At 59.6% G+C, this 25,587-nt stretch carries 15 protein-coding genes; 9 read left to right on the top strand and 6 right to left on the bottom strand.

Annotated features, from left to right (window positions below):
• The first annotated feature begins 209 nt into the window (after nt 1–209).
• Nucleotides 210–980 (top strand): 2-dehydro-3-deoxy-D-gluconate 5-dehydrogenase KduD, encoded by a 771-nt coding sequence (gene kduD / locus DC28_RS05735; protein ID WP_037546780.1) that lies wholly within the window; start codon nt 210–212, stop codon nt 978–980.
• 200 nt (nt 981–1,180) lie between these two features.
• Here the strand turns inward: kduD and DC28_RS05725 are convergent, their stop codons facing one another.
• Genes DC28_RS05725 through DC28_RS16710 form a run of 3 tightly spaced genes read right to left on the bottom strand, consistent with a single transcriptional unit; the run spans nt 1,181 to nt 6,490 of the window.
• Entirely contained in the window at nt 1,181–2,029 is an 849-nt protein-coding gene (locus DC28_RS05725; RefSeq protein WP_081941991.1) for an IclR family transcriptional regulator, read from the bottom strand.
• A 19-nt stretch (nt 2,030–2,048) separates the two neighbouring features.
• Entirely contained in the window at nt 2,049–3,473 is a 1,425-nt protein-coding gene (uxaC, locus tag DC28_RS05720; RefSeq protein WP_037546776.1) for a glucuronate isomerase, read from the bottom strand.
• Nucleotides 3,470–6,490 carry a tagaturonate reductase gene (locus DC28_RS16710; RefSeq protein ID WP_081941990.1) on the bottom strand — a complete coding sequence of 1,007 codons (3,021 nt, stop codon included), beginning with the start codon at nt 6,488–6,490 and terminating at the stop codon, nt 3,470–3,472. Before DC28_RS16710 ends, uxaC begins: the two co-directional genes overlap by 4 nt.
• Before the next feature lie 321 nt (nt 6,491–6,811).
• Here DC28_RS16710 and DC28_RS05710 point away from each other — a divergent pair, with 321 nt between their 5' ends.
• From DC28_RS05710 to DC28_RS05700, 3 genes are all read left to right on the top strand, one after another.
• Nucleotides 6,812–10,351, top strand: a complete 3,540-nt coding sequence (locus DC28_RS05710) for a helix-turn-helix domain-containing protein (RefSeq protein ID WP_037546775.1) — start codon at nt 6,812–6,814, stop codon at nt 10,349–10,351.
• Nucleotides 10,348–12,696 (top strand): helix-turn-helix domain-containing protein, encoded by a 2,349-nt coding sequence (locus DC28_RS05705; protein ID WP_037546774.1) that lies wholly within the window; start codon nt 10,348–10,350, stop codon nt 12,694–12,696. Before DC28_RS05710 ends, DC28_RS05705 begins: the two co-directional genes overlap by 4 nt.
• Nucleotides 12,697–12,758: 62 nt before the next feature.
• Nucleotides 12,759–13,232, top strand: coding sequence for a hypothetical protein (locus tag DC28_RS05700; RefSeq protein ID WP_052078515.1), 474 nt, complete (start codon nt 12,759–12,761; stop codon nt 13,230–13,232).
• A 12-nt stretch (nt 13,233–13,244) separates the two neighbouring features.
• Here DC28_RS05700 and DC28_RS05695 read toward each other — a convergent pair whose 3' ends face one another.
• The 3 genes from DC28_RS05695 to DC28_RS05685 are packed head-to-tail and all read right to left on the bottom strand — an operon-like array spanning nt 13,245 to nt 17,273.
• Entirely contained in the window at nt 13,245–14,819 is a 1,575-nt protein-coding gene (locus tag DC28_RS05695; protein ID WP_037546773.1) for an extracellular solute-binding protein, read from the bottom strand.
• A 2-nt stretch (nt 14,820–14,821) separates the two neighbouring features.
• Nucleotides 14,822–16,153, bottom strand: a complete 1,332-nt coding sequence (locus DC28_RS05690) for an MATE family efflux transporter (protein WP_037546772.1) — start codon at nt 16,151–16,153, stop codon at nt 14,822–14,824.
• A gap of 4 nt (nt 16,154–16,157) precedes the next feature.
• Nucleotides 16,158–17,273, bottom strand: coding sequence for a glycoside hydrolase family 88/105 protein (locus DC28_RS05685; protein ID WP_037546771.1), 1,116 nt, complete (start codon nt 17,271–17,273; stop codon nt 16,158–16,160).
• A gap of 303 nt (nt 17,274–17,576) precedes the next feature.
• Between DC28_RS05685 and DC28_RS05680 the strand changes: the two genes are divergently transcribed.
• The 5 genes from DC28_RS05680 to DC28_RS05655 all read left to right on the top strand — a co-directional run bounded on the left by DC28_RS05680 (nt 17,577) and on the right by DC28_RS05655 (nt 25,580).
• Complete coding sequence (locus DC28_RS05680) at nt 17,577–18,527, top strand: ABC transporter permease (RefSeq protein WP_238565776.1); 951 nt, start codon at nt 17,577–17,579, stop codon at nt 18,525–18,527.
• Between the two features lie 3 nt (nt 18,528–18,530).
• Nucleotides 18,531–19,400 carry a carbohydrate ABC transporter permease gene (locus DC28_RS05675; RefSeq protein ID WP_037546770.1) on the top strand — a complete coding sequence of 290 codons (870 nt, stop codon included), beginning with the start codon at nt 18,531–18,533 and terminating at the stop codon, nt 19,398–19,400.
• A gap of 63 nt (nt 19,401–19,463) precedes the next feature.
• Entirely contained in the window at nt 19,464–20,918 is a 1,455-nt protein-coding gene (locus DC28_RS05670; RefSeq protein ID WP_037546768.1) for an extracellular solute-binding protein, read from the top strand.
• Nucleotides 20,919–21,500: 582 nt separating this feature from the next.
• The gene (locus DC28_RS05660; RefSeq protein ID WP_156104593.1) at nt 21,501–22,937 is read left to right on the top strand and encodes a hypothetical protein; all 1,437 of its coding nucleotides are present in this window, start codon (nt 21,501–21,503) and stop codon (nt 22,935–22,937) included.
• An 18-nt stretch (nt 22,938–22,955) separates the two neighbouring features.
• Nucleotides 22,956–25,580, top strand: a complete 2,625-nt coding sequence (locus tag DC28_RS05655) for a right-handed parallel beta-helix repeat-containing protein (RefSeq protein WP_052078514.1) — start codon at nt 22,956–22,958, stop codon at nt 25,578–25,580.
• The last annotated feature ends 7 nt before the right edge of the window (nt 25,581–25,587 follow it).

The raw sequence follows: 25,587 nt of genomic DNA, 5'->3' as shown, positions 1-25,587 counted from the left end.
GCTGGGGGTAGTTCCGTGCCGAGAAAAGTGAATGCACCGGCCGGGGTGTCGAGACTACAGACAGCCCGGGGTGCCGAGAAAAGAGGATGCACCGGCCCGGGGTGCCGGGGTATCCCTGCGCCCCACAATGATCGGCCGGGAAAACCAGAACAGACGGCACCGGCCCGGGGGCAGCATAACCAGGAAAAAACAGGAAAGGAGAAACGGGAATGGCAACAATATTGGATCAGTTTTCATTGGAGGGCAAGGTGGCCCTGGTTACCGGATCGGAGCGTGGCCTGGGGCAGGGTATGGCCCTGGGGCTTGCCGAGGCAGGAGCGGATATCCTGGGGGTGAGCTACACCCCAGAGGCAGCCGACACGGCAGCAAAGGTGGAGGCCCTGGGACGGCGGTATGTTCACGTCCAGGCCGACCTCTTGAGCATCGAGCCGATTCCCGGGATCATCGAAGCCGCCAAGAAGGCCTACGGACGGATTGATATTCTGGTGAACAACGCCGGCATCATCAAGCGCAACGATTCCGTGAACTTTACCGAGGCCGAGTGGGACGATGTGATGAACATTAATATAAAGACGGTGTTCTTCCTCTGCCAAGCCGCGGCCCGGCAGTTCATCGCCCAGGGCACGGGAGGAAAAATCATCAATGTGGCTTCCATGCTGAGCTTCCAGGGTGGAATCCGGGTTCCCTCCTACACCGCCAGCAAGAGCGGTGTTAAGGGAATTACCATGCTCATGGCCAACGAATGGGCCTCCCAGAATATCAATGTGAACGCCATTGCCCCGGGGTACATGGCCACGGACAACACCGCCCAGCTCCGGGCGGATGAAAAGCGCAGCACCGAGATTCTGGACCGGATTCCTGCAGGCAGATGGGGCAAACCCTCGGATCTGGCGGGTGCGGTGGTGTTTCTTGCCTCGGCGGCCTCGGATTACATCAACGGGTATACGATTGCGGTGGACGGGGGCTGGTTAGCCCGCTAGACCGGCAATCTTACGATTGGGTTTCCCCCAAGGATTCGGGTGGTGGTTCTTCTGCCGGATTCTTGGGGGTTTTTTATGTCTTCCTGGGTTTCAGGGTGATTCGAATGCCTCAGGCATCCCTGGCAGGCCGGGTGAACCCTGGGGTGACCGTTCCCCCATCGCTCACAGATCTGAGCATCCCCGGCAGGCCGGGGCACCCCCTAAATCTGGGCGCCCAGGATCCTGGAAATCTCCTTGGCCGCGTCCCGTACCAGGCCAACATATTCGGCTTCCCGGGCATTGTCAAAGCGGAATACCGGCCAGGAAACACTCATGGCCGCCACGGTACTGCCCCGGTGATCGAGAATCGGGCTGGCAATACACCGGATGCCCTCCTCGTGCTCCTCCCGGTCCTGGGATGAGTGTTGATCCCGCACCCGGTCAAGTTCTTGGTGGAAGGCCCGGGCATCGGTGATGGTATGGGGGGTAAAGGGAATGAGCCTGGTTCTCTCCAGGTAGGCGTCCACCTCACCGGACGCCTGGCCGGCCAAGAGGGACTTTCCGATGGCGGTACAGTAGAGGGGAATCTTCTTGCCCACCTGGGAGTACATCCGCAGGGTGTATTTTGATTCGATCTTCACTAGATAGATGGCCTCGTCACCCTCCCGGACCCCCAGATGCACGGTTTCACCCAAGCGGTCCGAGAGCCCCTGGGCGATGGGCCGGGTTATACTGGGCAGGTCCATGTGGTCTAGTATCCGGGAGCCGATGCTGAACATCTTTAGGGTGGGAAAGTACTGATCGTTCTCATCTCGGTGCACGTAGCCGAGTTCCCGGAGGGTATTAAGAAACCGGTAGACCGTGGGTTTGGCCAGACCGGTTTCTTGGGAAAGATGCTCCAGGTTAATGCTTTTCTTAGTGGAAAGGGTTTCCAGGATGGAAAATACCCGGACCACCGCGCTGATCAATCCCCCGCCGGTTCCGGAGGAACCCTCCTGATTCTGGGATCCGGCTCCGGGGTTGGGGTTCCCGGAGCTGCCGTCGCCGGTTTTGGTGTTTCGTTTAGCCATGCCTGTAATTAAGGAAGATTTACCCGAAATATTCAAGGGCGTTGGTAAAGCTGATATTCTGTACCGTCTTGCCCAACAGCCCCTCATCCCGGGGAATCTCTCCCGCCTCGGCCCAGCCTCCCAGAAGATTGCAGAGAATCCGCCGGAAGTACTCATGGCGGGTGTAGGACAGGAAGCTCCGGCTATCGGTGAGCATGCCGATGAACCGGGGCAGCAGTCCCAGGTTTCCGAGAATCCTCATCTGTTCCTCCATCCCGTCCCGGTGATCGTTGAACCACCAGGCCGATCCGAATTGGATCTTCCCGGGAATGCCTCCCCCTTGGTAGCAGCCCATCAGGGTTCCGATGGTGTAATAATCCTTGGGATTCAGGGAATAGAGGACCGTTTTGGGCAGGCAGTTCTGGGATTCAAGGTGATTCAGAAGCCCGGCCAACCCGTCGGCCAGGGAGAGATCCTGGACGGAGTCGAAGCCCGTATCCGGCCCGAGGCGATCCATGAACCGGCTATTGTTATTGCGCCGGGCGGCGATATGCAGCTGCATGGCCCAGCCCTTTTGACTGTAGCGCCGGGCCAGTTCTACCAGGAGGTAGCTCTGGTAGAGTTTCCGGTCTTCCGGGGGAAGGTTCGGGCTTTCGGCTGTCCCGGAATCCCGGGCTTCCATGGCCCGAAGAAATACCTCTCGGGCTGCTTCCTGCCGGGGAGGAGTGAACCCCACCGTCTCCAGGGCATGGTCCGATGCCCGGCACCCCAGGGAATCAAAGAAATCGATCCGGTCCGAGAGCACCTGAACCAGGTCATCCAGGGTGTGGATGGGCCGGTCCGCCCTCCGGGCCAGGTCCGCTACCCTCTGGGGAAAGGCGGCGCTCTCTATGGCCAGGTAGGGGTCGGGGCGGAAGGAGGGAATGACCCGGGTGGAGAATTCCCGGGTGGGAATCTGCCGGATCTGCCGGTGCCATTCCAGGGAGTCTGCGGGGTCGTCGGTGGTGCCGATGGTGTACACCTTGGACTGGGTGATCATCCGCCGGGCTGAAAGCCCCTCCTGGGTCAATATGCGGTTGCATTCCTGCCAGATTTCCTCGGCAGAATCGCCGTCCAGCACCTCGGTGATGCCGAAGAATCGCTGAAGCTCCAGGTGGGTCCAGTGGTACAGGGGATTTCCCAGAAGGTAGGGCAGGGTCTGAGCCCAGGCCTGGAATTTCTCCCTGGGCTCTGCATCCCCGGTTATAAGGTGTTCATCCACCCCGTTGGAGCGCATAGCCCGCCACTTGTAGTGATCCCCCCCCAGCCAGACCTGGGCAATGTCCGAGAAGTTCGTGTCCTCGGCTATCTGCCGGGGGATGAGGTGGCAGTGGTAATCAAAGATGGGCATGTCCGCGGCGTATTGGTGGTACAGCCTGCGGGCGGTCTTGGTAGTCAGTAGAAAATCCCGGTCCATGAAACTCATAGGGTAACTCCGTCCTTGAAGATGGCGATCTCCCGGTAGCCGTTCAGCTCGTTCCGGGTTTGTGTTCCCGAGGCAATGTCCACAACGAAATCCAGGAATTCCTCGGTCAGCTCCCTCCCGTCCAGGATGGGGCCGGCGTTAAAATCGATCCAGCCGGGCTTTTTTTCCGCCAGAGCTGTGTTGCTGGAGACCTTTACGGTGGGAACAGGGCCGCCCAGGGGGGTGCCCCGGCCGGTGGTGAAGAGAACCAGGTGGGCCCCAGCCGCCGCCAGGGCGGTGACGCTGACGATGTCGTTTCCCGGCCCTTCCAGGAGGTTCAAACCGTGGGTGGTGATGCGCTGACCGTACTTCAGAACCCCCCGGACGGGGCTTCGGCCCCCCTTCTGGACGCAGCCCAGGCTCTTTTCCTCCAGGGTGGTAATGCCCCCCTCCTTGTTGCCCGGGGAGGGGTTTTCGTACACCACCTGGTTGTACCGGAGATAGTATTCTTTGAACCCATTGATCAGTCCCACCACATCCTCGAAGACCTCCCGGCTCTCCGCCCGGTCCATGAGAATGGTCTCGGCCCCGAACATCTCGGGCACCTCGGTAAGGATGGTCGTGCCGCCCTGGTCGATGAGGGCGTCCGAGAGCTGGCCCAGGAGGGGATTGGCGCTCAATCCTGAAAACCCGTCGGAGCCCCCGCATTTCAGGCCGACGATCAGTTTTTCCAAGGGTACCGACTGACGGACGTCCTGGTTTGCCTGGTCTACCAGCTCTTCCAGGAGCTGCATACCCGCATCGATTTCGTCGGAGGTATCCTGGGCGGAGAGGAACTTGACCCGCTTCTCGTTATGGGGGCCTAGAACCTTCTTAAATTCCTCGATGTAGTTGTTCTCGCAGCCCAGACCGAAGACCAGAACCCCTCCGGCGTTGGGATGGTGAACCAGGTCGGCCAGAATTTTTTGGGTCATCAGGTGGTCGTCTCCCAGTTGGGAGCAGCCGTAGGGATGGGGATGGGTAACAATGGCGTCGATATTGGGTCCGATCTTGCTGCCCAGGGCGCGGATGGCTCGTTGGGCCATGAGTTCCGCCGGGCGGTTCACGCAGCCTACCGTGGGAATGATCCATATCTCATTGCGGATTCCCACCGAGCCGTCCTCCCGGACGTAGCCCTGGAAGCTTCGTTGGGTATGGGGCGCCGGAGTGCTTCCCGGGGCAGGGTCGGCGGCGCCGGGGCGGTAGCGGTACTCCAGGGTCCCCTCCAGCCCCGTCTTCACATTGTGGGTGTGGACATGATCCCCGGGGCTGATGGCTGTTGAGGCCCTGCCCATGGGAAAGCCGTATTTGACCACCGGATCCCCCGGTGCCATGGCGCGGATGGCGATTTTATGGCCCTGGGGAATGTCCGCCCCGGCCTCAATGCTTCCTTCGGGAACCTCGATTACCGTGCCCCGGGGTACGGGATCCACGGCGACCACCACGGTATCGCCGGGATGGATGCGGCGGATGCGGGGAGCGATTTCACGGCTCTGGGAATCGATTTTAGAAAGCAGCCGGCCGAGGGCCGTCTTCATGCCCTGGGTTAGAATCCGATGAAGATGCCCGGAGACGGCGGTTACCAGGCCCGGGACGGCGGAAAGGTCGGTACCCCACCACTGGCTGCGGCTCAGGGCCAGGCGGACCAGGGTCTCGGTGGCATCAGGCTGGGGTGTCCACGGGGCGTAGAGGTCGGCGAAGGCTTCCAGAATCGCCGGATCATCCTTTACCGGGTAGGGTTGGTCCCCCCTCATGCCCTGCCAGCTGCCCGGGGCATCAGAATCAACCTGATAAAAGGCCAGGAGTCCTGCCAAGGAGAAGGGTATGGCCTGGGGGAGGCTGCCGGTGCTCCGATGGTAGTCCAGAAGGCTGGGAAGCACCCGGGTTGTAAACTTGGATACCGAATTGAGGCTGATGCTCAGGACCTGGTGGACGATGTAGGGATTGGCGAAGCGCTGAATTACCTCCCGGGCGAAGTCTTCCAGCTCTCCGGGTACCCCGGGACAGGCGGGAATGATTTCCTTGAAGATCGCATGGTCCACGAAACGGCTGATATCCGGGGTAGAACCCCACTGCCCGACGGTATCCAGACCGTAGAGGAAGGAGGTAAGGGCGGTCATGGTGTGAACCCCGTTGAGGATCCGCACCTTCCGGGTGCGGTAGGGGGTCATATCCTCGGTCCAAATGACATCCAAGCCGGCCCGCTGGAAGGGCAGCTCCATGGCGTAGCGCCGGCTTCCCTCAATCACCCAGAGGTGGAAGAGTTCCCCGGTAACCAATAGATCGTCCCGGTAGCCCAGTGTTTCCCAGAGCGCCGGGGCCTCCTCTCCGGGGTAGCCGGTCACGATGCGGTCCACCAGGCTGTTGAGAAAATCACAGTGGGAATCCAGCCAGGTTAGGAAGTCTGCCCCGAGATTCCACTGTTCGGCATACTGCCTGACGTAGTCCCGGAGACGGTCTCCGTTGCGGTCGATGAGTTCACAGGGGATGATAACAAGCCCCTTATCCGGGTCGCCGCTGAAGCGGGTGAAGCGTCGGTACAGGAGGGCCGTCAGCTTGCCCGGGTAGGATTGCTGGGGTTGGTCCTCCAGTCGGTCACCGGGATGGAAGCTGATTCCCGCCTCGGTAGTGTTGGAGATTATGAACCGGAGATCGGGATTATTGCCCGCATCGATGTAGGCCTGGTGATCCGCGTAGGGATTTATGCAACGGCTGACTGCGGTAATGAGCCGGGATTCCTCCAGCGCTTTGCCCTTCCGCAGACCCCGAAGATAGGTAGTGTACAGGCCTTTTTGGCGGTTTATGGCCTCGCCCATGCCCTGGGCAATGGGCTGCACCATCACGACTGAGCCGCGGTAATGGCCCTCCTGGTTCAGTATATCGATCATCCAGTCTACAAAGGCGCGTAGAAAATTGCCTTCCCCGAACTGCAGGATGGTTTCTTTTACCTGCGGCCGGTCCTTGAGGGTTTCTTGTATTGCGGGTAAATCGGATTTCATAGGTCCTCCATATTCTTAGATAGTGCGCAAAAGCTTGTAAACTACACTGGATATAGCGGGGTTGCCCGGGTTCAGGCCCCAGGGATAGCGCTGCGAATGGGGAACCTTACAAGCTTTTGCGCACTAAGCTATTCTTACCTCGATAGTAGGGCCCCGGGCGTTCCCAGTCCATGAACCCTGGCGCGGGGTATTTGCACTTTCCCGAACTGCCTTGTCAGGTATTATGGTGATTTTAATGCAGTAAGTTCGGAATAAGAAAAACCTCGCCAGATACACCATCCAGGTGTACAATAACCCGAAAGAATAAAACAACGTTTCAAAATGGATATAGGATTTATTACACCCAACATTCATAGCGGTTCCGCCCGGCTCATCTGGCCGGTTATGGCAGACCTGGCGAAAAAGCAGGGACACCGCCTCTTTCTCTATCCCGGGGGCCGTCTCGGCCGGAGTGAAGCGGCGGAGCAGCACCGGAACCGGATATACGAGGTGGTGCAGGACTCGGGGCTTACCAGTCTGATTACCTGGACGAGCGCCCTGGGGGGAATCATCAGTCCCGAAGCCGTGGGGATGTTTCATGCCCGGTTCACCGGACTGCCCCTGGTTGCCCTGGGCGATCCCCTGGCTGGAGCGGCCGCCATCACCCTGGATGCCTACCGGGGAATGGCGACCCTGCTGGAGCATTTCTACACCCGTCATGGAGCCCGGCGATTCGCCTTCATCCGCGGGCCGGAAGAGCACCAATCCGCCCAGGACCGGTTCCGGGCGTTCACCGATTTCCTCCGGAGCCGCCGCCTGGCTGAAGAAGCCCAGTGGATCTCTCCTTGTCTGGGATGGGCCCAGGGAGGGGAGGCGGCGGCAATCATCACCGATATCCAGCACCTGGTTCCGGGCAGGGATTTTGATGCTCTCCTGGCATCCAGCGATCTCCAGCTTCTGGACACCCTGAATACCCTGGCCGATAGAGGGTATCAGGCTCCCCGGGACTTCATTGCCGGTGGATTCAACGACAGCCCCGAGAGCCGGCTCATCAGCCCCGGATTTACCACGGTTCGCATGCCCTTTGCCCAGGCCGGAGAAGAGGCCTTCCTCCGTGCCGCAGGTCAGAAAACCGGGAACATCTCCCTGACACCCCGGTTGGTCATCCGGCGCTCCTGCGGCTGTTTTTCCCATCCCAAGGATCTGCGGCCCCAGCCGGTGGTTGAGGCCCTGGCTCTGGAAGATCCGCGGTTCATCCAACTGACCAGCCGGGATATGGCGACCCAGATCCAGGGCGGGGAGGAGGAGCTGCAGGCGTGGATCGTGCCCCTGGTCCAGGCCATGATCCAGACCCTGTCGGGCCGGGATGAGTCGGCCTTTTTTACCACCCTGGAGAATATCCTGTCCCGGGTGCTGAACCTCGGGTTGTCCCTCTACGTCTGGCAGGATGCCCTGAGCGCGGCCCATGTGCGGTGCCGCCTTGGGGTCGAAGAGTCCCGGCGTCCGGCCCTGGACCTGATGATTGAGCGCGGCCGGTTGTTGATCAGCGATGCCATGGAGCGTCAGGCGGTAACCAGTGCATGGGAATCCGGGGAGTTTTTCCGGCGGATGCAGGGTTTTGAGCAGCAGCTTCTGGGGCTGCACAGTGTGGAGGGCCTGTCCGGGGTATTAGCTCGGGGGCTGGGAGACCTGGGAATCTCCCTGGGGATCGTCATGCTCCGCAGGGGCGGCACCCTCCCCGGGTCGGAAGATCCGGTACCCAGCACCGGCCACGGGGTCCTACCGTCCGGCCCTCATGGTTCCTATCCCGGGGCCGGCGGCCCGGACTCCCGGGAGGCGTTTGTGACGGCGGGAGGCTACCGGATCGACCGGGAGGGCCGGATTGAAGAAGTACCTCCTGGCCAGGCTGCCGGCCCGGGGCGCATTGTACCTGAGAGCTGCCTAGCCTGGCTGCAAGCCGGGGCGTACGGGGTATTTCCCCTGAGCGACGAATCAGGATTCTACGGATACGCCCTGGTATCCATGGATATCTCCCGGAGTCTGGCCTACGAACAGCTGCGGCTGAGCCTCACCAAGGCCATGAAGACCATCCGTCTGCTGGAGGACCTCCGGGCCGCCCGGGACGCCGCCCGGCAAGCCGAGGAAACTAAAAACCGGTTCCTTCGAAACGCCAGTAATGAACTGGTGGCTCCCCTGCTGCGTCTATCCCGCCTGCCTGGAATCACCCCGGAGATCCAGGATCTCCTAACCCTCGCCCGGGACCTGGAGGATGTTTCCCGGGCCCAGGGCAACGACCTTGTTCTAACCCTGGAGGCTGTGTATCTCCCCGACTATGTGGATTCCCAAATTCCGGTGACCTGGGAGACTCCCGAGGAAATCCGCGGTCTGGTTCCCCTGACCGATTTGGACCTGCCTCGGGTGAGCAAGGTGCTCCTTGGCCTGGCCGACCTGGTTTCACCCCGGGGAGAGTCCCGTCCCTCAATCCCAGGGCCCGAGATCTCCGGGGTCCCAGGCAGCGCCAAGATCCGCCGGAATATACGGGCTGACTGGCGCCTTGAGGCCCGGGGGATCGTACTGAGCCTCCGAAGCAGCCTGGAGACCCCGCCGGCCGCTGCCGCCCTGCCGGGTATTTCCTGGCAGCTCTACCAGCAGATCATGATCCTCCACGGGGGAAGCGTGAGCTGGAACCGGCAGACCGGCCAGGGGGAGGTGGTGTTCCCCTATCCGACCATGAGCGGCCGTCCGCCTCTGCCCAGGGGAGGATTCAGTGCAAAAACCCCTGTATCGGATAGCCGGGCCATGGGGGTAACCCTGGTCCGCTGCGGCGCCGGTCCGGATGCCCCGCAATCCGGGTGGCAGGATCTGTGGGCCCCGGGAGCCATGGAGGTAATCCGGGAGATTACCCCCGAGGAGCTGACCAGGTACCAGGACCGGGTGGAGTTTCTCGTCATCGATCTGGGGGGGCAGTCCTCGGGTCTGGAGGTGCTGGCTGCCCAGCTCGGGGGATTACAGGGCCTGGCGGACATTCCCTTGGGGGTGGTGTGCAGGAGCCAATCTGCCCGGCAGCTTCTGCTCCAGGGCCAGGGAGGGCCCCCCCAGTCCCCGGCATCCGAGGGCCGCGGTCATACCGGTCAGGCTCCCTGGAGGCTGGGCATGGCCATGGTGCATCATAGGACCGGGGGCAGCCCGGGACCCGTTCTAATTTTCCTGGGGGAACAGCCCCCGGACCCCCATGCAGGGATCGGTTCGCTGAAGGACGGTGTTATCCTCCGGGGCAGCCGGGATCTCTACCTTCCCGATCTTCCCCGCAACCCCCGGGCCATTATCTTGGCCGAAGATAATCCGGATTTTGTGTGGGAAATCCGCCAGGATCCCCGGTATGAGTCGGTTCCCCTGGGGATTCTTGCCCCAGGATTCCCACGGATTTCCCAGGATCCTCGCCTGAGCATCCTCCCCCGGGTCTGTCTGCTGCACCAAGGGGTGTACGCCCCCGATGAGCTCGCCGGATGGGTGGAACGCCTGGCCGGGGAGGAGGAACTGCTCCCGGCCCAGACGGCGGTGTTGGTGAAAAAGGCCATCGCCTACTTCGATCGCCATTTCTCTCAGTCTATTTCTCGGTGGATGCTGGCGGAGCAGGTCCATGTTAGCGAGGACTACCTTACCCGGATCTTCCATAAGGAAACCGGGCTCTCCCCCTGGGACTACCTTACCCGGCTGCGCATCGCCAAGGGAGCCCGGCTTCTGGCCGCCACCGGCGCCTCGGTGCTGGAAATCTCCCAGGAAATCGGCTTCACCGATCAGGCTTATTTTTGCAGGGTCTTCCGAAAACGAACCGGTCTGTCCCCCACCAAATACCGGAATGAGGTGAGAAAGGGTATATGAAACGGAGATTCGCCATCACCCAGATCTTTCAACACAATCTCTTTATTCAATTCTTCCTGACCTACGTCGGACTGTTACTCATTCCCCTGGTCTTGGGCATCGGGGTAAACAGCGCCCTGGTGCAGCAGTTTCAGGCGAGTCTGGAGGAGAACAAGCTGGCGGTTCTTCGTCAGACCCGGGATGTTATCGAAGGCACCATCGATGATCTTGAGTGGCGGATGTTTCAGATCGCCGGCAGCCCCCGGCTTAGCCGGCTCATCACCGAATACCGCACCACGGGTGTTCAGGACTCCCTGCTCACCCGGGAATTGGTGGCTAGTCTCAATACCTACACCCTCTACTCCAGCAATCTGAAGAGCACCTTCTACCTCTACCTTCAGGAGCCGCCCCTCATTTTGACCCCCTATTCGGTGTACCGCCACGAGGACTTTACCGAGGATAAGACCTATTTCCTTATGGACGGAATCAGTATCGAGGACTGGCATGACAGGATATTTTCCCGGTACCACCGGCGGGAATTCTATCCCGTCCGCCGGGTAACCATCGAGGATTTTACCAGCAAACCCATGATTCCCTACGTGCAGAGCCTGCCCGTGGCGCCCATTTCCCAAGGAACGGAGATAACCGGTGCCATCGTGTATCTCTTGGGGGAGGATGAGTTTAGGAGCCTCCTGGGTAACCTGAACCTGCCCCCGGGAGGCTGGGCCTTCATCGCCGATGCCCAGAACCAGATCCTCACCCAGGAGGGGGAGAGCCCTCTCTCGGAGCAGGGGGGACGGTCTCTGCCGGTATTTCAGGGCAGAGAGGGCCTGCTGTCCCTCAGCCTGGAGGGAACTGACTATTTCCTCATCTATACCACCTCTGAGTACGGATGGAAGTATGCCGCCTATCTGCCGGCCGAGCCTGTTTTACAGCCCGTGTACCGTCTCCAGCAAATTTCCCTGCTCACCCTCATGGGATCCATGCTCATCAGCATGGCTGTAGCCTCTATCATATCCTACCGCCGCGCCCGGCCCCTCCAGCAGCTCCTCCGGGAAATCGGAGACGTCCTGGATTCCTCCTCACCGGGAAAATCCTCGGGCATCCAGGCCCTGGGAACGGGAGTCCAGCAGCTCATCAGCCAGAGCCGGCATCTCCAGCTACAGCTGGAACGCCAGGAAGCGGTAAACCAGGGGCTCCTGGTCAACCGTCTGCTCCACGGCAGTTTCCGGAGCAAAAACGAGATGCAATCCTTCCTGGAATACCTGAAAATCACCATAACCGAAAACTGTTTCGTCGCCATGGTCATGAGCCTGCAGGGCTTTCGGACCCTGGATACGGTGAGCATGATTGACGAAATGAACCGCACCAAGGTAGTTCTCAAGGCCCTGATCCACAATACCTTCCCCGGCAGGGTATTTCTGAGCGAGAACCAGGAGGAACAGATCGCCCTGATTCTCATGGCCGAACAGGAGCGGGGCGGCTGTTACTGGAGCGGCTTGGACGATCAGTTGGAGGGGATTCAGCGTGATTTTGAAGAAATCTACCACGGACGCCTGGTTATCGGCATCGGCACCCCCAAGGCCGAGATTCTGGAGATCGCCGCGTCCTTCGAAGAAGCCAAACAGGCCCTGCAGAGCTGGAAACCCGGCACGTCCCGGGACCAGATCTATTTTACCCAGGATCTGGTGAACCCCGAGGAATACTACTACCCCATCGAGCTGGAAATCCGCCTGAGTAATGCCGTCCGTGCCGGGGACGAACAGGCCCTGGAGCAGGGCCTTGCGACCCTCTGTCATGAGAACTTCGAGCGCCGAAAAATATCCCACACCCGGTGCCGCTACCTCTACCACGAGGTCTACGGTACCTACCGTAAACTCCGGGATTCCCTCTCCGGGGATCTGGCTGGGGCATCTGCCGCCATTCCCCCGGAGGCCGAGATCTCCGGCGAACCCGAATCCCTGGAGACCCTCTTCCAGCAGTTCCGGACCATTACCCGGCAGCTCTCCGGGGCAAAACGCAGCCATAACAAGGAGCTCATCCAGGGCATCACCGGCTACCTCCGGGACCGGTACACCGACCCGGGGCTGGGGCTGTCCATGGTTGCCTCCCGGTTCTCCATTACCGAATCGTACCTGTCCTTCTTTTTCAAGGAACAAACCGGGGAAAACTTCAGCAACTACATTGAGTCCCTGAGAATCGACCAGGCAGTTCAGCTGCTCAAAACCACCGATGCGGGCATCCACGGCATCGCCCAGATGGTGGGCTACAACAACGATAAGACCTTCCGCAGGGTGTTTAAGAAACTTAAGGGACTCAGTCCCAGCGAATTCCGCCAGGAGTACAGTCAGCGCCGGATGGTATAACACGGCTCTGGAGGTGCCCGGCGCCGGGTTTCTCTCCAGCAAATGATGCAAGGAGCAGTACGATGTTTCAACTTTTCTTCCCCAGGCAGGCTGGTAACAGCCCCAGCCCAGCCAAGCCAATGGTCTTTATCTTTGGGATGATCTCCCTCATGACCCTTGGGCGGAGTTTGGCACATATCCTGTTGCCCGATGGTGGTGCCAACTCCATAGCAACCTTTATTACCTTCTCTGGCCAGCCGGATCCGGATGAAATTATTTACCACCTCTTTGCCCTCTGGGGCCTCGCCCAGCTTGCCATGGGGCTGGTTTACACCCTGGTGTTGTTTCGCTATCGAAACCTCATCCCCCTGATGTGGGTATTCGTTCTCTTTGAATATCTCATGCGGTTGTTCATTGCCCAGGTTCTTAAGCCCCTAGATCCGAGCCTTCTGGCAGGAACCGCCCCGGGCTCTCTGGGAAACTACATCATCCCACCCCTGGCAGGGCTCATGATTCTGCTATCCCTTCTTGAGTTCCGGGGGAGGAGTATTCGGTGAAGGGTTTCTTTACTAGTTCCGGTCCAGTCCCGGTCCGTTGAGCTCAGCGAGTATACGGTCGATGTAGTAGGCCCTGCTTTGCCGGCGGTACTGCTCCATGGTCTGTTCGAGACTCAGGCTTCCGGTTAAATAGGCTGTTAAGAGCTCAGCCTTGAGATGCTGTTCGATCTCGACGAAGTACTGGCTGTAGTATTCGCCCCCCCATTTCTGACGCTCGTAATAGGGGTTTTCCTCCAAAACCCTTCCCGCCTCAGCCACCAGGGGATCCAGGGGGGCCGGAAGCTGCCACCCGTTAATAACCCCGCTGGGGGGCACGTAGGATTTGGTGAACCGGGCCCCGTAGGGATCCTGGGGGTTTTCCAGGAAGACCAGCTCGTCTTGGTCGTTCATCTGCCAATGGTAACCCTCCACCCCGTAGGTGAACAGCTCCTGCATGGGACCCTTATCAAATTGGCTGTCGATGAAGGTATCGTAGACCCACCGGGAATCCTCAGCCTCGGTAGTAATGACCAGTAGCGGAGCTATGCGGATAATGTACCGTCCATCTTCCAGGGCGGGCATGGGAGCAATCTGCGCCTGGGGCGAGGAGGCGGCCCGGGTCCGGTCCTGAAGATTCCGGGCCCAGTGGTTGGCCCAGTAGGTGAACATCCCCACCTGGCCGTTGATAAACTTGGTCCGGGCGGTGTAGGTGGTATTGGTAGGAACCCCGGGATCAATCACTCCGAGGTCGTAAAGAGCCTTGTACCGGATCAGAGCCTCCCGGGTTTCCGGGCTGGTGAAGCCGTCCACCCACTCCTGGCGCTGATAATCGTAGTAAATCTCAATGCGGCCCGCCCCCATGATCAGCCGGTTATACCAGTCGGCACTCCCCGCTGCCACATCGGTGTACCCATAGGTATCATCCCGGCCGGAGCCGTTAGGATCACCGAAGGTAAAGGCAAGAAGCACCTCCTGGAGTTCGTCCCAGGTGCGGGGAACCGGCAAGCCAAGGTTGTCCAGCCAATCCCGGCGGATGTAGGTCACACAGCCGCCGCCGTTTCGGCTGGGAATCCCGTAGAGGGCTCCCGAGGGGTGGCGCACACTCTCCAAAAACCGCTCTTCTATGCTGCCTGAGTATCGGCCGCCCGCCTGGAGATCGTTCAACGGAATGATCAACCCCGATCCTAGCAGCCGGGGCAGGTGTTCGGGAAGAATTTCGATGACATCGGGCACATTCTCCGAGGCTAACTGCAGGAAAACCCGCTCGGAATAGCTCTGGTGGGGTGGTTGAGTTATGGTGAGTTCAACGCCGGTGAGCTCCTCAAAGCGCTGGGCGAACACCCCCTGACCCTCCCAATCCTGGAGGATGTTGTTCAGGAAGGCGTGGATGACCCGGGCAGACTGGCCGTTGTTAGTACCTCGCCCGGGAGCGGCCGAGCCCATGGCCGTACCCCCGCCGGCTGCTTCTCGTGCTCCGGATACAATCCCGTCCCGGCTGCCGCCCCGGTGATCATCGGAACCGCAGCCCAGAAGCAGGCCGGTTACAAGCACCACCATCCCGATACTCAATCCGCCCGTCCTCCGGGTACGCCCACCGCCTCTGTGCATCTTCACACCTCCATACTCTGCCAGCGACCCCCTCGGTACCGGCCCAGGATAACTAACGCGCGGATGGACTGATCCGCCAGGGCCGCGAGCCAGGCGCCTTCTAATCCCCACCGAAAAACCAATACAAACACAAAGGACAAGCCGATTCTGGCGCTGATCATGCCGGTTAAGGCCGCGACCAGGGGCCAGCGGGTATCCCCGGCTCCCCGGAGTGCCCCCGACAATACCGCCAGGAAATTCTGGGGAAGGGTGATCAGGGCTGCAATCCGCAACACCCGCCCGGTCAGGGAAATAACCCCGGGATCCTCGGTGAACAACCGGGCCACCTCTCCGCCCCAGAAAAAAAAGACCAGGCCCATGGCGAGGCTGGCCCCGAGCCCCACCCGGGCAAGGCTCCGAGTGTACCCCCGGGCTAAACCGGGATTCTCCGCACCCAGGGACCGTCCGGTCAGACTTGCCGCCCCGGCGGAAAGCCCCTGAACCAGATTGGAACCGAAACTCGTGGTGCTCAGAATAATCTGGTGGGCAGCAAAGGAAAGGGTCCCAAGATCCGCAATAATCCGGCTGTAAAACAAGAAACCCACCCGCATAGCCAGGGCCTCGGCAGCGGAGGAGACGCCCACCCGGAGTATCCGGTGAATGATACCACGGTTCAGCCCCCGGATCTCAGAAAGTTTGATGGCGATGGGATTCTTTCCGCTGAACAGGGCCCGGATTGCCAGGAGGGTGTTTACCATCTTTGCCAGGGTGGTACCCAGGGCGGCCCCCATCAGACCCAGCCGGGGAAGGCCGAAAAACCCGTGGATCAGCACTAGACTCAACACCAGATTCACCCCGTTGGTGATAATGTTATAGACCATGGGTGTGCGGGAGTCCCCGGCCCCCCGGAGAATAGAGGTTACGGCGGTGGGCAAGGCCTGGAATACCATCCCCAAGGCCATGTACCGCATATACATAGCCGCCGAATCCAGGGTATCCGCCTGGGCCCCCAGGGCACCCACCAGGGGCCGTGCGAAGATCCATGCCGGAACCCCCAGGATCAGCCCCATGGCCACTGCCAGGTACAGGGCCTGAACCACCACCTGCCGGGCCTGGTCCAGGCGCCCGGCCCCTACAGACCGGGCAATCAACGCCGTTGCGCCGATGGAAATGCTCTGAAAGAACGCAAGACTAATAGCCACGGGCTGAGCGCTCAGGCCTACGCTGCTAAGCTCCCGTGCCCCCAGGTGACCCACCAGGGAGAGGGTGACCATGGAAAGCAATGACATGAGCAAGAGCTCCCCCACAATGGGCAGGGAAAACGCCAAACTTTCCCGGGTCAGGGAGGGCCGCATGGGCTTAGAGCCTGTTTACTTCAATACACGCCATAATAAAGGGACCCACACCCTTAAAATCATCCGCCGCTACAGGCTCCTTCACGTAATAATCATAGCTGCCGTCACGGTACGGGGTGCCGCCCAAGCCGGCCACGGAACAAATTCCGTGAAGATGCAGGTCTCCCTCCCGGTCGGCAATCAGGTAGTCGTCAATCAGAGCCTGGAGGGCCCTTTGGGCACCCCTCCTGGCTCTGACAGATACATCTTCCTCGAGATATCCAAGACGGGCAGCCTTGGCCAGGAAATAGGTGAACATCGAAGAGGCCGAGGTCTCAATATAGTTCTTCTCCCGCTCCCCCTGATCAAGAACCTGGTACCAGAGTCCCACCTCCCGGTCCTGGACATCCAGCACAGCCCCGGCCAACCGGCGGACCGCCTGGATAATCTCCTCCCACTTGGAATGGCCGGCGGGGAGCATATCCAGGACATCCACCAGGGCCATGGCAAACCAGCCCATGGCCCTGCCCCAGAAATGGGGACTGCAGCCCGTGCGCAGGTTAGCCCAGAGTTGTTTCCGGCTCTCATCCCAGGCATGGTACAGCAGCCCGTTGGAGGGATTCCGGGTCCTCGCCTCGGTCAACAGGAGCTGGCTGGTAACATCGTCAAACACCGCGGGCTCGTTAAAATCCCTGGCATACCGGGCATAAAAGGGCCCCTGCATGTACTGGCCGTCCAGCCATATCTGGTGGGGGTAGATTTTTTTATGCCAGAATCCCCCCTCGCTGGTCCGGGGATGGTATTGCAGCTGGTACCGCAGGGTCTGGGCGGCCTTCTTGTACCGCTCCTCCCCCCGCCGGGCATAGAGCTCCAGGAGAACCTTTCCGGGATTTATCTGGTCCAGATTATAATCCTCCAAGCGGTAGGTCGGAATCTCCCCCCCCTCGGTTACCAGGGTCTGCATCCGAAGGACCACAAAATCCTCATAGGACTGATCCTCCACCTCCAGTCCCAGAGCCAAAAGGCTCTGCATAAGGACCCCGTGTTCGTAATGCCATAGCGCCTTCTCGGGGCTGTAGCGCTTCATGACCGAAGCGGCCAGTGCCTGGGCTGATCTCAGGGATTGAATCGTCTGTTCCATGTTTACTCCATGTTCTTGGTAATCGAACCGGGATGCCAGTCCTCTTGGGCATCATACCCCCCTTTCCGGGGAAAGTTCCGCGGGCAATTTGTACAATGCCGTACTTTTTTTCAGGATGATTTTCATACCGGGGCTTCGGGAAGCTTGGAATTGTACAAATCTAAAAATCTGGGCGGCAGCTAAAAAACTGTACCCCGAAAATCCAAAAATTCCGCACCCCACCCCAAAAACTGAACCTTTACGGCTGCTTCCGCCCGGCCGGACAATAAATCATTCAATTGTCGTTAGCGAGGAGGACGCCGAATGGCCAGAAACCAAGAGATTACCATGCAGGTAAGACCCGAGGTCGCGGTTCGGGTAAAGACTGCACGATGGCAGAAGCTCCGACAGGACATAGCGGGTCACCGCATGTTTTACCTGTTTCTGCTTCCCGGTACCATCTATTTTATTTTGTTTCACTACGTTCCCATGTGGGAACTCCGCCTGTCATTCTTTGAATACGGGCTCGGGGGCGTGGGTGAATTCGTCGGCCTGGAACATTTCCGGGTAGCCCTGGACAGTCCGGGCTTCTCCCGGGCCTTCTGGAACACCCTGATCCTGAGTTCCATGAACATCGTCATTCAGATGACCCTGACCATTGTCATATCCCTGTTATTGAATGAGATCATGCATCAGGGTTTTAAGAAGTTCGTGCAGACCGCCATCTACCTGCCCCACTTCCTATCCTGGGTGGTCGTGGCATCCCTGTTTACCCTGCTCTTATCCCAGGGCGGATTGGTGAATGCCATCATCAAGTCCTTGGGGGGCGACCCGGTGTACTTCCTGGGTGATAAATCCTGGTGGCGTCCGGTGTATCTGGCCATCCTGGCCTGGCGGGAGGTCGGTTGGGGAACGGTCATATTTTTAGCCTCTCTGGCCGGTATCGACCCTCAGCTCTATGAGGCCGCCAAGATAGACGGAGCCAGCCGCCTCCAGCAGATGGTCTACGTGACCCTGCCCCACCTGTTCCCCACCATCGCCATCGTCCTGATTATGAACCTGGCGAAGATCTTCAATCTCTTCGAGTCCGTCATGGTTCTCTACAACTCCCTGGTCTACGACGTCAGCGATGTCCTGCAAACCTACGTATACCGTACGGGTATCCGGGAGTTCCGCTTCGCCTACGCCACAGCCATCGGGCTGTTCCGATCGGTAATCGCCTTTGTACTGGTGGTATCCGCCAACCGGTTAACGAAAAAACTGAAAGAGGTATAAGCCATGGTACGACTGGATGTGAAAAAGGGACTTAGGGGCGTGTCTCCCTTTACTGTTTTTAACACCGCCCTCATGTTGATTTTGGTGCTGATCATCGCCATCCCCATTGCCAAGGTGGTGGTGGACTCCTTCGACGGTACCGCCTCGGAAACCACCTTTAAGCTGGTTCCCGGCCAGTTTACCGTGGATGCCTACCGGAACATCATCAGCCGTCCGACCCTCAGGGACCCCTTCATGGTTAGTCTCTACATGACAGCCATGGGAACCGTTCTGTCCATGGTGGTTACCGCCCTGTTTGCCTACGCCCTGGCCCAGCCGAACCTGCCGGGTAAGCCCCTCTTTCTGGGGATGGCCCTTCTGACCATGGTATTCCGGGCGGGAATGATTCCCGTCTTCCTGGTGGTACGCAACCTGGGGCTCATGAATACCCAGGCGGCGGTGCTCCTGGTGCACCTGGTAGATGCCTACTACCTGTTTCTACTCATGAACTTCTTTAAGACCATTCCCAGCAGCGTCCTAGACGCCGCGAAGATTGACGGCTGTTCACCCTTCCGGGTGTTCTGGCAGATCGTGCTTCCCCTTTCCAAACCGGGGCTGGCGGCTATCGGACTCTTCTACATGGTCTATTACTGGAACCAGTGGTTTGAATACGTGCTGTACATCCAGCGCTTTCCCAAACTGCATAACTTCCAGGTGTTCCTGCGGAGTCTTGTCATTGAGGCCGAGGGCCAGGGATTCGAGGGCTTCGCCATAGCAACCCAGAGCCTGAAAAACGCTTCGGTCATTGTTTCCATAATTCCTGTAATGATCGTATACCCCCTGGTGCAGCGGCATTTTGTGAAGGGTATAAATCTCGGCGCCGTAAAAGGATAGGCGCATTAACCATGTGGTAAAGCCCACGGGCTTAATAATACCGAGTACCGTAAGGAGGTAGATATGGTACGCAAGATTTCAACGGTGCTGCTCGCAGCAGCGCTTCTGATGGTTTCCGCAGGCGTATTTGCAGGCGGGGAGGGCGAAAGCGGTTCAACCGGAGAGGCAGGTCCTGCCATTTCCAAGATCACCAGTTACCTGGACCGGATTCTCATTGAAGACGACGGCCTCGCCCAGTTCCTGGCAGCCTATAAGGACCAGACCGGCATTACCCTGGAGGTCATCAAGCCCCCTCACAACCAGTACGCCGAGGTCCTGGGCGCTGCCGTCATGGCAGGGGATCTTCCGGACATCATGGAGCTCTGGGATACCCAGTACACCGCCTATGTGGATTCTAACCTGCTGGTGCCCCTGGATGAGTTCATCGCAGCGAATCCCAACATGGCCAGTGTTACCAAGGACTACTACGAGGTTTACCGGGCCAAGGACGGGAAGATCTACGGCTTCCCCACCTACAAGGGCGGCGGTTGTGTAACCTACGTACGCCAGGATTGGCTGGACAACCTGGGAATGGATGTACCTGAGACCTGGAACGAGTATGTGGCCATGCTGCGGGCCTTTACCTTTGATGATCCCGACGGCGACGGCCAGGATAATACCATCGGTTTAACCCTGCCCTTCCAGGTACCGGCCTCGGAGTTCGACTACTATAACCGACCCATCATGCAGGATGCCTATTTCGGCTTCCAGTACGTGAACGGTCAGTGGGTAGACGGATTCTCTCAGCCTGCCATGCGGCAAGCCCTCAGACGCTGGATAGACCTCTATGCAGCGGGGGTTATCGACCGGGAATTCTTCACAAACAACACCTCCCGTGCCCGGAGCAAACTCATGGAAGGTCAGGCCGGCGCCTTCGACTATTGGACCGGAACCTGGGCAACCCGCTTGGATCAGAGTGCCAAGAACATCAACCCCGCAGCCGACATCTCTGCTGTCAATGCCATCGACGAGGCCCACTACATCAACCGGGTCGGACCGCTCTTGGCGATCTCCACCGCTGCCCAGAACCCCAAGGCTGTGTTTGATAACATCATTGGTCACATGTGGGACAAGGGGGATGGACAGGTTCTCTGGACCTACGGAATTCAGGGGCTTCACTGGGACTTGGACGATGCCGGTAATCCCTACATGCTTCCCCAGCCCTCCAACCCCGAGCGGCCCTTCAACAAGACCTACATCGACCCCTACCTGCCCCTGAATGACTTTGAGCCTATGATTCCCCAACAGCCCAAGGAACGCCTCTCCATCGAGATTCATAACGAAGATTCGGTATCCCTCCGGCTGGTTCAGGGCGGCGACGTGTACACCAAGAACATCGGCGACCTGAACACCGCTAAACAGGAACTCTTCGCTCAGATCGTAACCGGTGAAATCACCATCGATCAGGGCCTGGCTGAGTACCAGCGCCGGGCAAATGCCCTTCAGATCTCCACTATTCTGGCAGAGTTAAACTCCTAAAGACCTCGAAGAGGGCAGGGGGAGTCCCCGGCGCCCGGCCCAGTCCATGAGACGGGCCGGGCCGGGGAACCCCGTAAAAGCACGGAGCCAACCACAACCGTCTTTTCCAATTGGCTCCACCATGTAAAAAAATCACGGCCTCCCGCACCGCCTCCGCCGACCCCCATCCCCGGAGGCGGTGCATTTTTTACCCCCCAGGGTACCCCAGCCCCTTGAACACCACCTGCCACCGGCTATCACCCATCGCCCCGGAGATCACCGCCGCCGTACCCAGCCTGGATATCACGGCGCAACCCGTACCGTGTCCCGCCGTAAGCCTCCGAGGAGCGAATCGGACCCGCCGGGAGGGGGAGGAGCAAAAACAGCCTGGGTCCACCCCCAGAACAGAACTGTCTAAATTCAGATCAGAAAATTTTTGAAATACCGTTCCATAATTTTCCATCGGGCATGGGACTATCCGGGGCATTCGAATCACCCTGGAAAATACCATACGCCCCACCATACCAGCCCGGCAGGCCACGGCCCCGGGAGCACTACGAGAGGACGGTTATGAAGGGGAAACAGAGGATTTTAACAGGTGTCATGACAGCGCTACTGATGCTGACGGGGGCGGGGCGGCTGACGGCCCAGGCCTCGGTGAGCCAGGAGGTTACGGGGATGTACAGCCTCGGCATCGCCGGGGAGGAGCAGATGCTCACCAGCGAGCTGCCGGGCACCTTCGCCGAAAGGAAAAACGGCTACCTGGTCAAGGGCAGCTTCGATGTAAAGGCCAGTATCGAGTACACCCTGGATCTATTTCTGCGGGTCAGCGCGAACACCCGTACCGGATCGCCCTATCTGGCCCTCCAGCTTCCTGAGACCTCGGCCTCTGAGCTGTCCCTTGGCCTGGATACAGCCTATGCCAGGCTTCATGTTCTCAACGGGTTGGGGGTTATCAGCCCTCCCCTGGAGATCTACATCCAGGCCGGGAAGTTTTCCCAGGGTGCAGATAACCTCACGGTTTCCCGCTACGGCCTGGAGGGGGCATCGGGGATGGTAAAAACCTCATCCAGTCCGGCCATAGCCCTGCAGATCGAGAAGGTATTCTTGGGAATAGATCAGTTCTATTTGGGTACCAGTTCCAGCCTGCTCTTCGAGGCGGGGACCGCCGGTCTCCTAGATGAGGCTGTACCCCGGCTCTACGATACCGACGGCGGCCTGTCCAACCACGGCAAACCCGTTCTGGGAGAATATGCTCCCCAGTTCTTTGCCTCCCTGTCCCTGAACCGCTATGTGCTTCCTGTAGGGCTGCTTTCCGGGGATATCAGCTACGCCTATAACGGGGCGGGGATCTACTCCGGCCATTCCCTGGGCGGCTCGGTCCGGTTTGATGCATTCCTCAAAAAGAATGTCTGGTTTCTGCCCCTGGCGGTACATGCGGGATTTTCGGAGAAGAACATCGATGTTCTTGCCCGGACCACGGGGACCGGCGCCCTGAATGCCACCACGGATCTGCGTCAGGCCCTGCGCCTGGGTGTGGCCCTCGGGGTTCAGTATGCCTCGCCCATACCCGCCTTCACCGATCTGAATCCTCCCCCCCGAATCGATGCCGAACTGACCGTGGCGGGGGCCTATTCCCATATCGGCCACATCTACCGGGATGATCTGAGTATGTGGGGCCTGTCGGTGGATGGGCGCTTCATGCTGGCCCGGAAATTTTTCCTCGGGGCGGGGCTCATTCTCCCGGTTCTGGGTGAGGCCGTGTGGAGCACCCGGGAGGATGTGTCCACCGCCCTGGACAGCTATAGCCATGGCTTTACCACCCTGCAGAACCTGGGTTGGGAGGCCTATGCGGGGTTCCAGGTCTCCGGCAGCGCCCGCTTTACCCTGGGAATCAGCCAGAACAGGGGCCTTTCCATGAACTACGGCCTGGAGGGGCTTCAGGAGGGGCTGGTGAAATACCGTCAACCCGGCACCGAAGAATCCGAGGGGCTGCTGCAGACCTTTGGGGTCTACGCTCTGACCTCGGTCCGGCTCTAATCCGCCATGGAGGTAGCTATGAAGCGCAGGCAGGTTTTAACGACTAGTCCAGGGGATTCTCATGCCGGGGTGCTCAAATCCCGGCGGGCTGAAAGCCGGCGGGTTCTCGCGGTTCTACTCCTGTTGGGAAGCATCCTGCTAGCCCCGGGCTGCGAAATATACAGTGAGTACAATCCCTCCTCCAGCCAGGAGATTGATTTCCTCGAGGATGCCCACCGGCTGGTCTTCGGTACAAGCACCGGGGACATAACCGAGAACTTCGTCACCGTAAACGACGATGAGACCGTCCGGCTCTACGCCCGGAACGACAACAACAATGCCGGAAAAATTGCCGGCAGCGAGGATGGAATCACCTTTCTCTTCCGGGAGGTCGGCACGGACAAGAACTTCAAGCTTTCCGCGGATGTGGAAATCCTCCATTTCGGCGGGGTAGGGACCTCCGGGGAAACCACCTCCAACGGCCAGGAGGGCTTCGGCCTCATGGCCCGGGATTACGTGCCCCAGTACCCCGGGGCGACCATGGCGGACCTGCAGGGCGCGGCGGAGTACCGGGCCGGATCCACCGGGGGCTCGGGGAACATGGTCATGCTCGGGGGGATAAAGCGGGGAGTCCGGGCGGCGGTTCGAAGCGGCGTCACCGGGGGTAGGGATGTTATTACCGATCCCCAGACCCTCAGCGACGCCTCCCAGTCCCGGATTCAGTGGTGGCCCGAGGAGCTCACCGATTATTCCCCCTATCCGACCCTGGAAGACCGGCCCGACTTCCCCAGCAAGGGCCTGGTGTACCGCCTCACTCTGGAGAAGAACAACAACGGTTTCATCTCGACCATCCATCCGCCCCCGGGTAAGGGGAGCTTCCAGGAATACTTCATCCCCGAACCGGATGTGCTCTCGGTCATTCAGGAGGATTACTTCTATGTCGGCCTCTTTGCGGCCCGATCGGCGGACATCCTGGTTTCCAACATCTCCTATTCGGAATCCCTGGCATCCCAGGATGCACCCCGGGAGCAGCCCGAACCGGAAATCTTTACCCCGGAATTCTCCGTCCTCTCCCCCCGGACCAATTCGGACGGTCAGTACACCCTCTATGCCCGGTCCAATGTACGGGGCTACATCAGCCTGCGCCAGAACGGAATCATGGTCGAGGGCGCCGAGTACGCCCCGGGAACCTGGATGACCGAACCCACCAGCGCGGCCGTGGAGCCCTTCATGCTCTTTGAGGTGCCGGTATACCAGCTTGAACCCGGAGACACCACCTTTCAGGTCATGTTCTACCCCGAGGTTGAGCAGGATTACGCCCTGTCGGATGTCCAGCCCATCAGCAAAACCCTAACGGTGGAACGCCGAAGTTATGGCTCCGTCTCAACCCCCATCTACGTTTCTCCCGGGGGGAGCCGGTACAACCACGGTACCCAGGCAAGCCCTCTGGATATCCAAACCGCCATTAGTTTTGTGCTGCCCGGCCAGACCATCATCATGACCGAGGGAACCTACAACCTGCGGTCCCTGGAAATACCCCGGTACAACAACGGCCGGTACGGCAGCCCCAAACGAATTGAGGCTGAGACCCGGGACAGGGTGTTCGTCGACTTTCAGAAGAATATTCAGGCTACCGGGGCTGTTCTTGGGGGCAACTACTGGGAAATCTCGGGTATTCATATCCGCAACACCCCGGACAAGGTTAAAGGATTCGTTGTCATGGGCAGCAACAACCTGGTGGAGTGGGTCCAAACCTACAACCACGGCGATACCGGCCTTCAAATCAGCGGCCGCAGTGCGGAACCCAAGAGCATGTGGCCCCGGAACAATACCATCCGCTACAGCGAATCCTATAACAACAAAGATGCGGCCCAGACCGATGCCGACGGGTTCGCCGCCAAGCTCACCGTGGGGGAGGGAAACCGCTTTGAATGGTGCATCGCCCACAACAACGGTGATGACGGCTGGGACCTGTTTACCAAGAAAGAAACTGGAGCCATTCAGCCTGTTGTCATCCAGTACTGCATTGCCTACCGCAACGGCATCCTCATGGACGGAACCAAAACCCAGGCAGGGCGCAACGGTTTCAAGCTCGGAGGCGAGGGCCTGGCAGTCCCCCACCAGGTATCCCATTCCCTGGCCTTCCAGAACGGGGCCCACGGATTCACCAGCAATTCGAATCCCGCCATCCAACTGGACCATGTCACCTCCTTCGACAACGGCGGGGAGTTCAGCATCAAGGTAGGAGCTGACAGCCGGAATTTTACCATCTACGACGGTTCAAACAACGTCCGGGGATTGGCCGCCACCATAGAGGGGCTGCTCTCCCTCTACAGCGATCCTACCGAGGAGGACGGCACCAACCGCAGGGAGGACAAGGTGTATCTGCGGTACCCCGTCGACGGCTTCGCCTGGTACGGCGAGGGGACGGGCTCCACCCGGGGCACCGCCACCCAGAACATCAACGGCACCACCCTGACGGTCTCCGACGTCCTGGATACCCAGGTCCCTCTCTGGACCGAAGACCGCTCCCAACGGGCGGCCGCCGGTCAGCAGGGCTTCATCCGCCGGAACAGCGACGGCACCTTCGATCTGGGGGAGTTCCTCCGGCTGAGAACCGGTGCGGTCGCCACCCCGGTGGGTGCGTACGAACTATACGAATAGCCGCCGG

Origin of the sequence: Spirochaeta lutea, assembly GCF_000758165.1 — a bacterium.
Classification (GTDB): Bacteria; Spirochaetota; Spirochaetia; order DSM-27196; family Salinispiraceae; genus Spirochaeta_D; species Spirochaeta_D lutea.
This window is presented reverse-complemented; position numbering and strand designations above follow the sequence as displayed.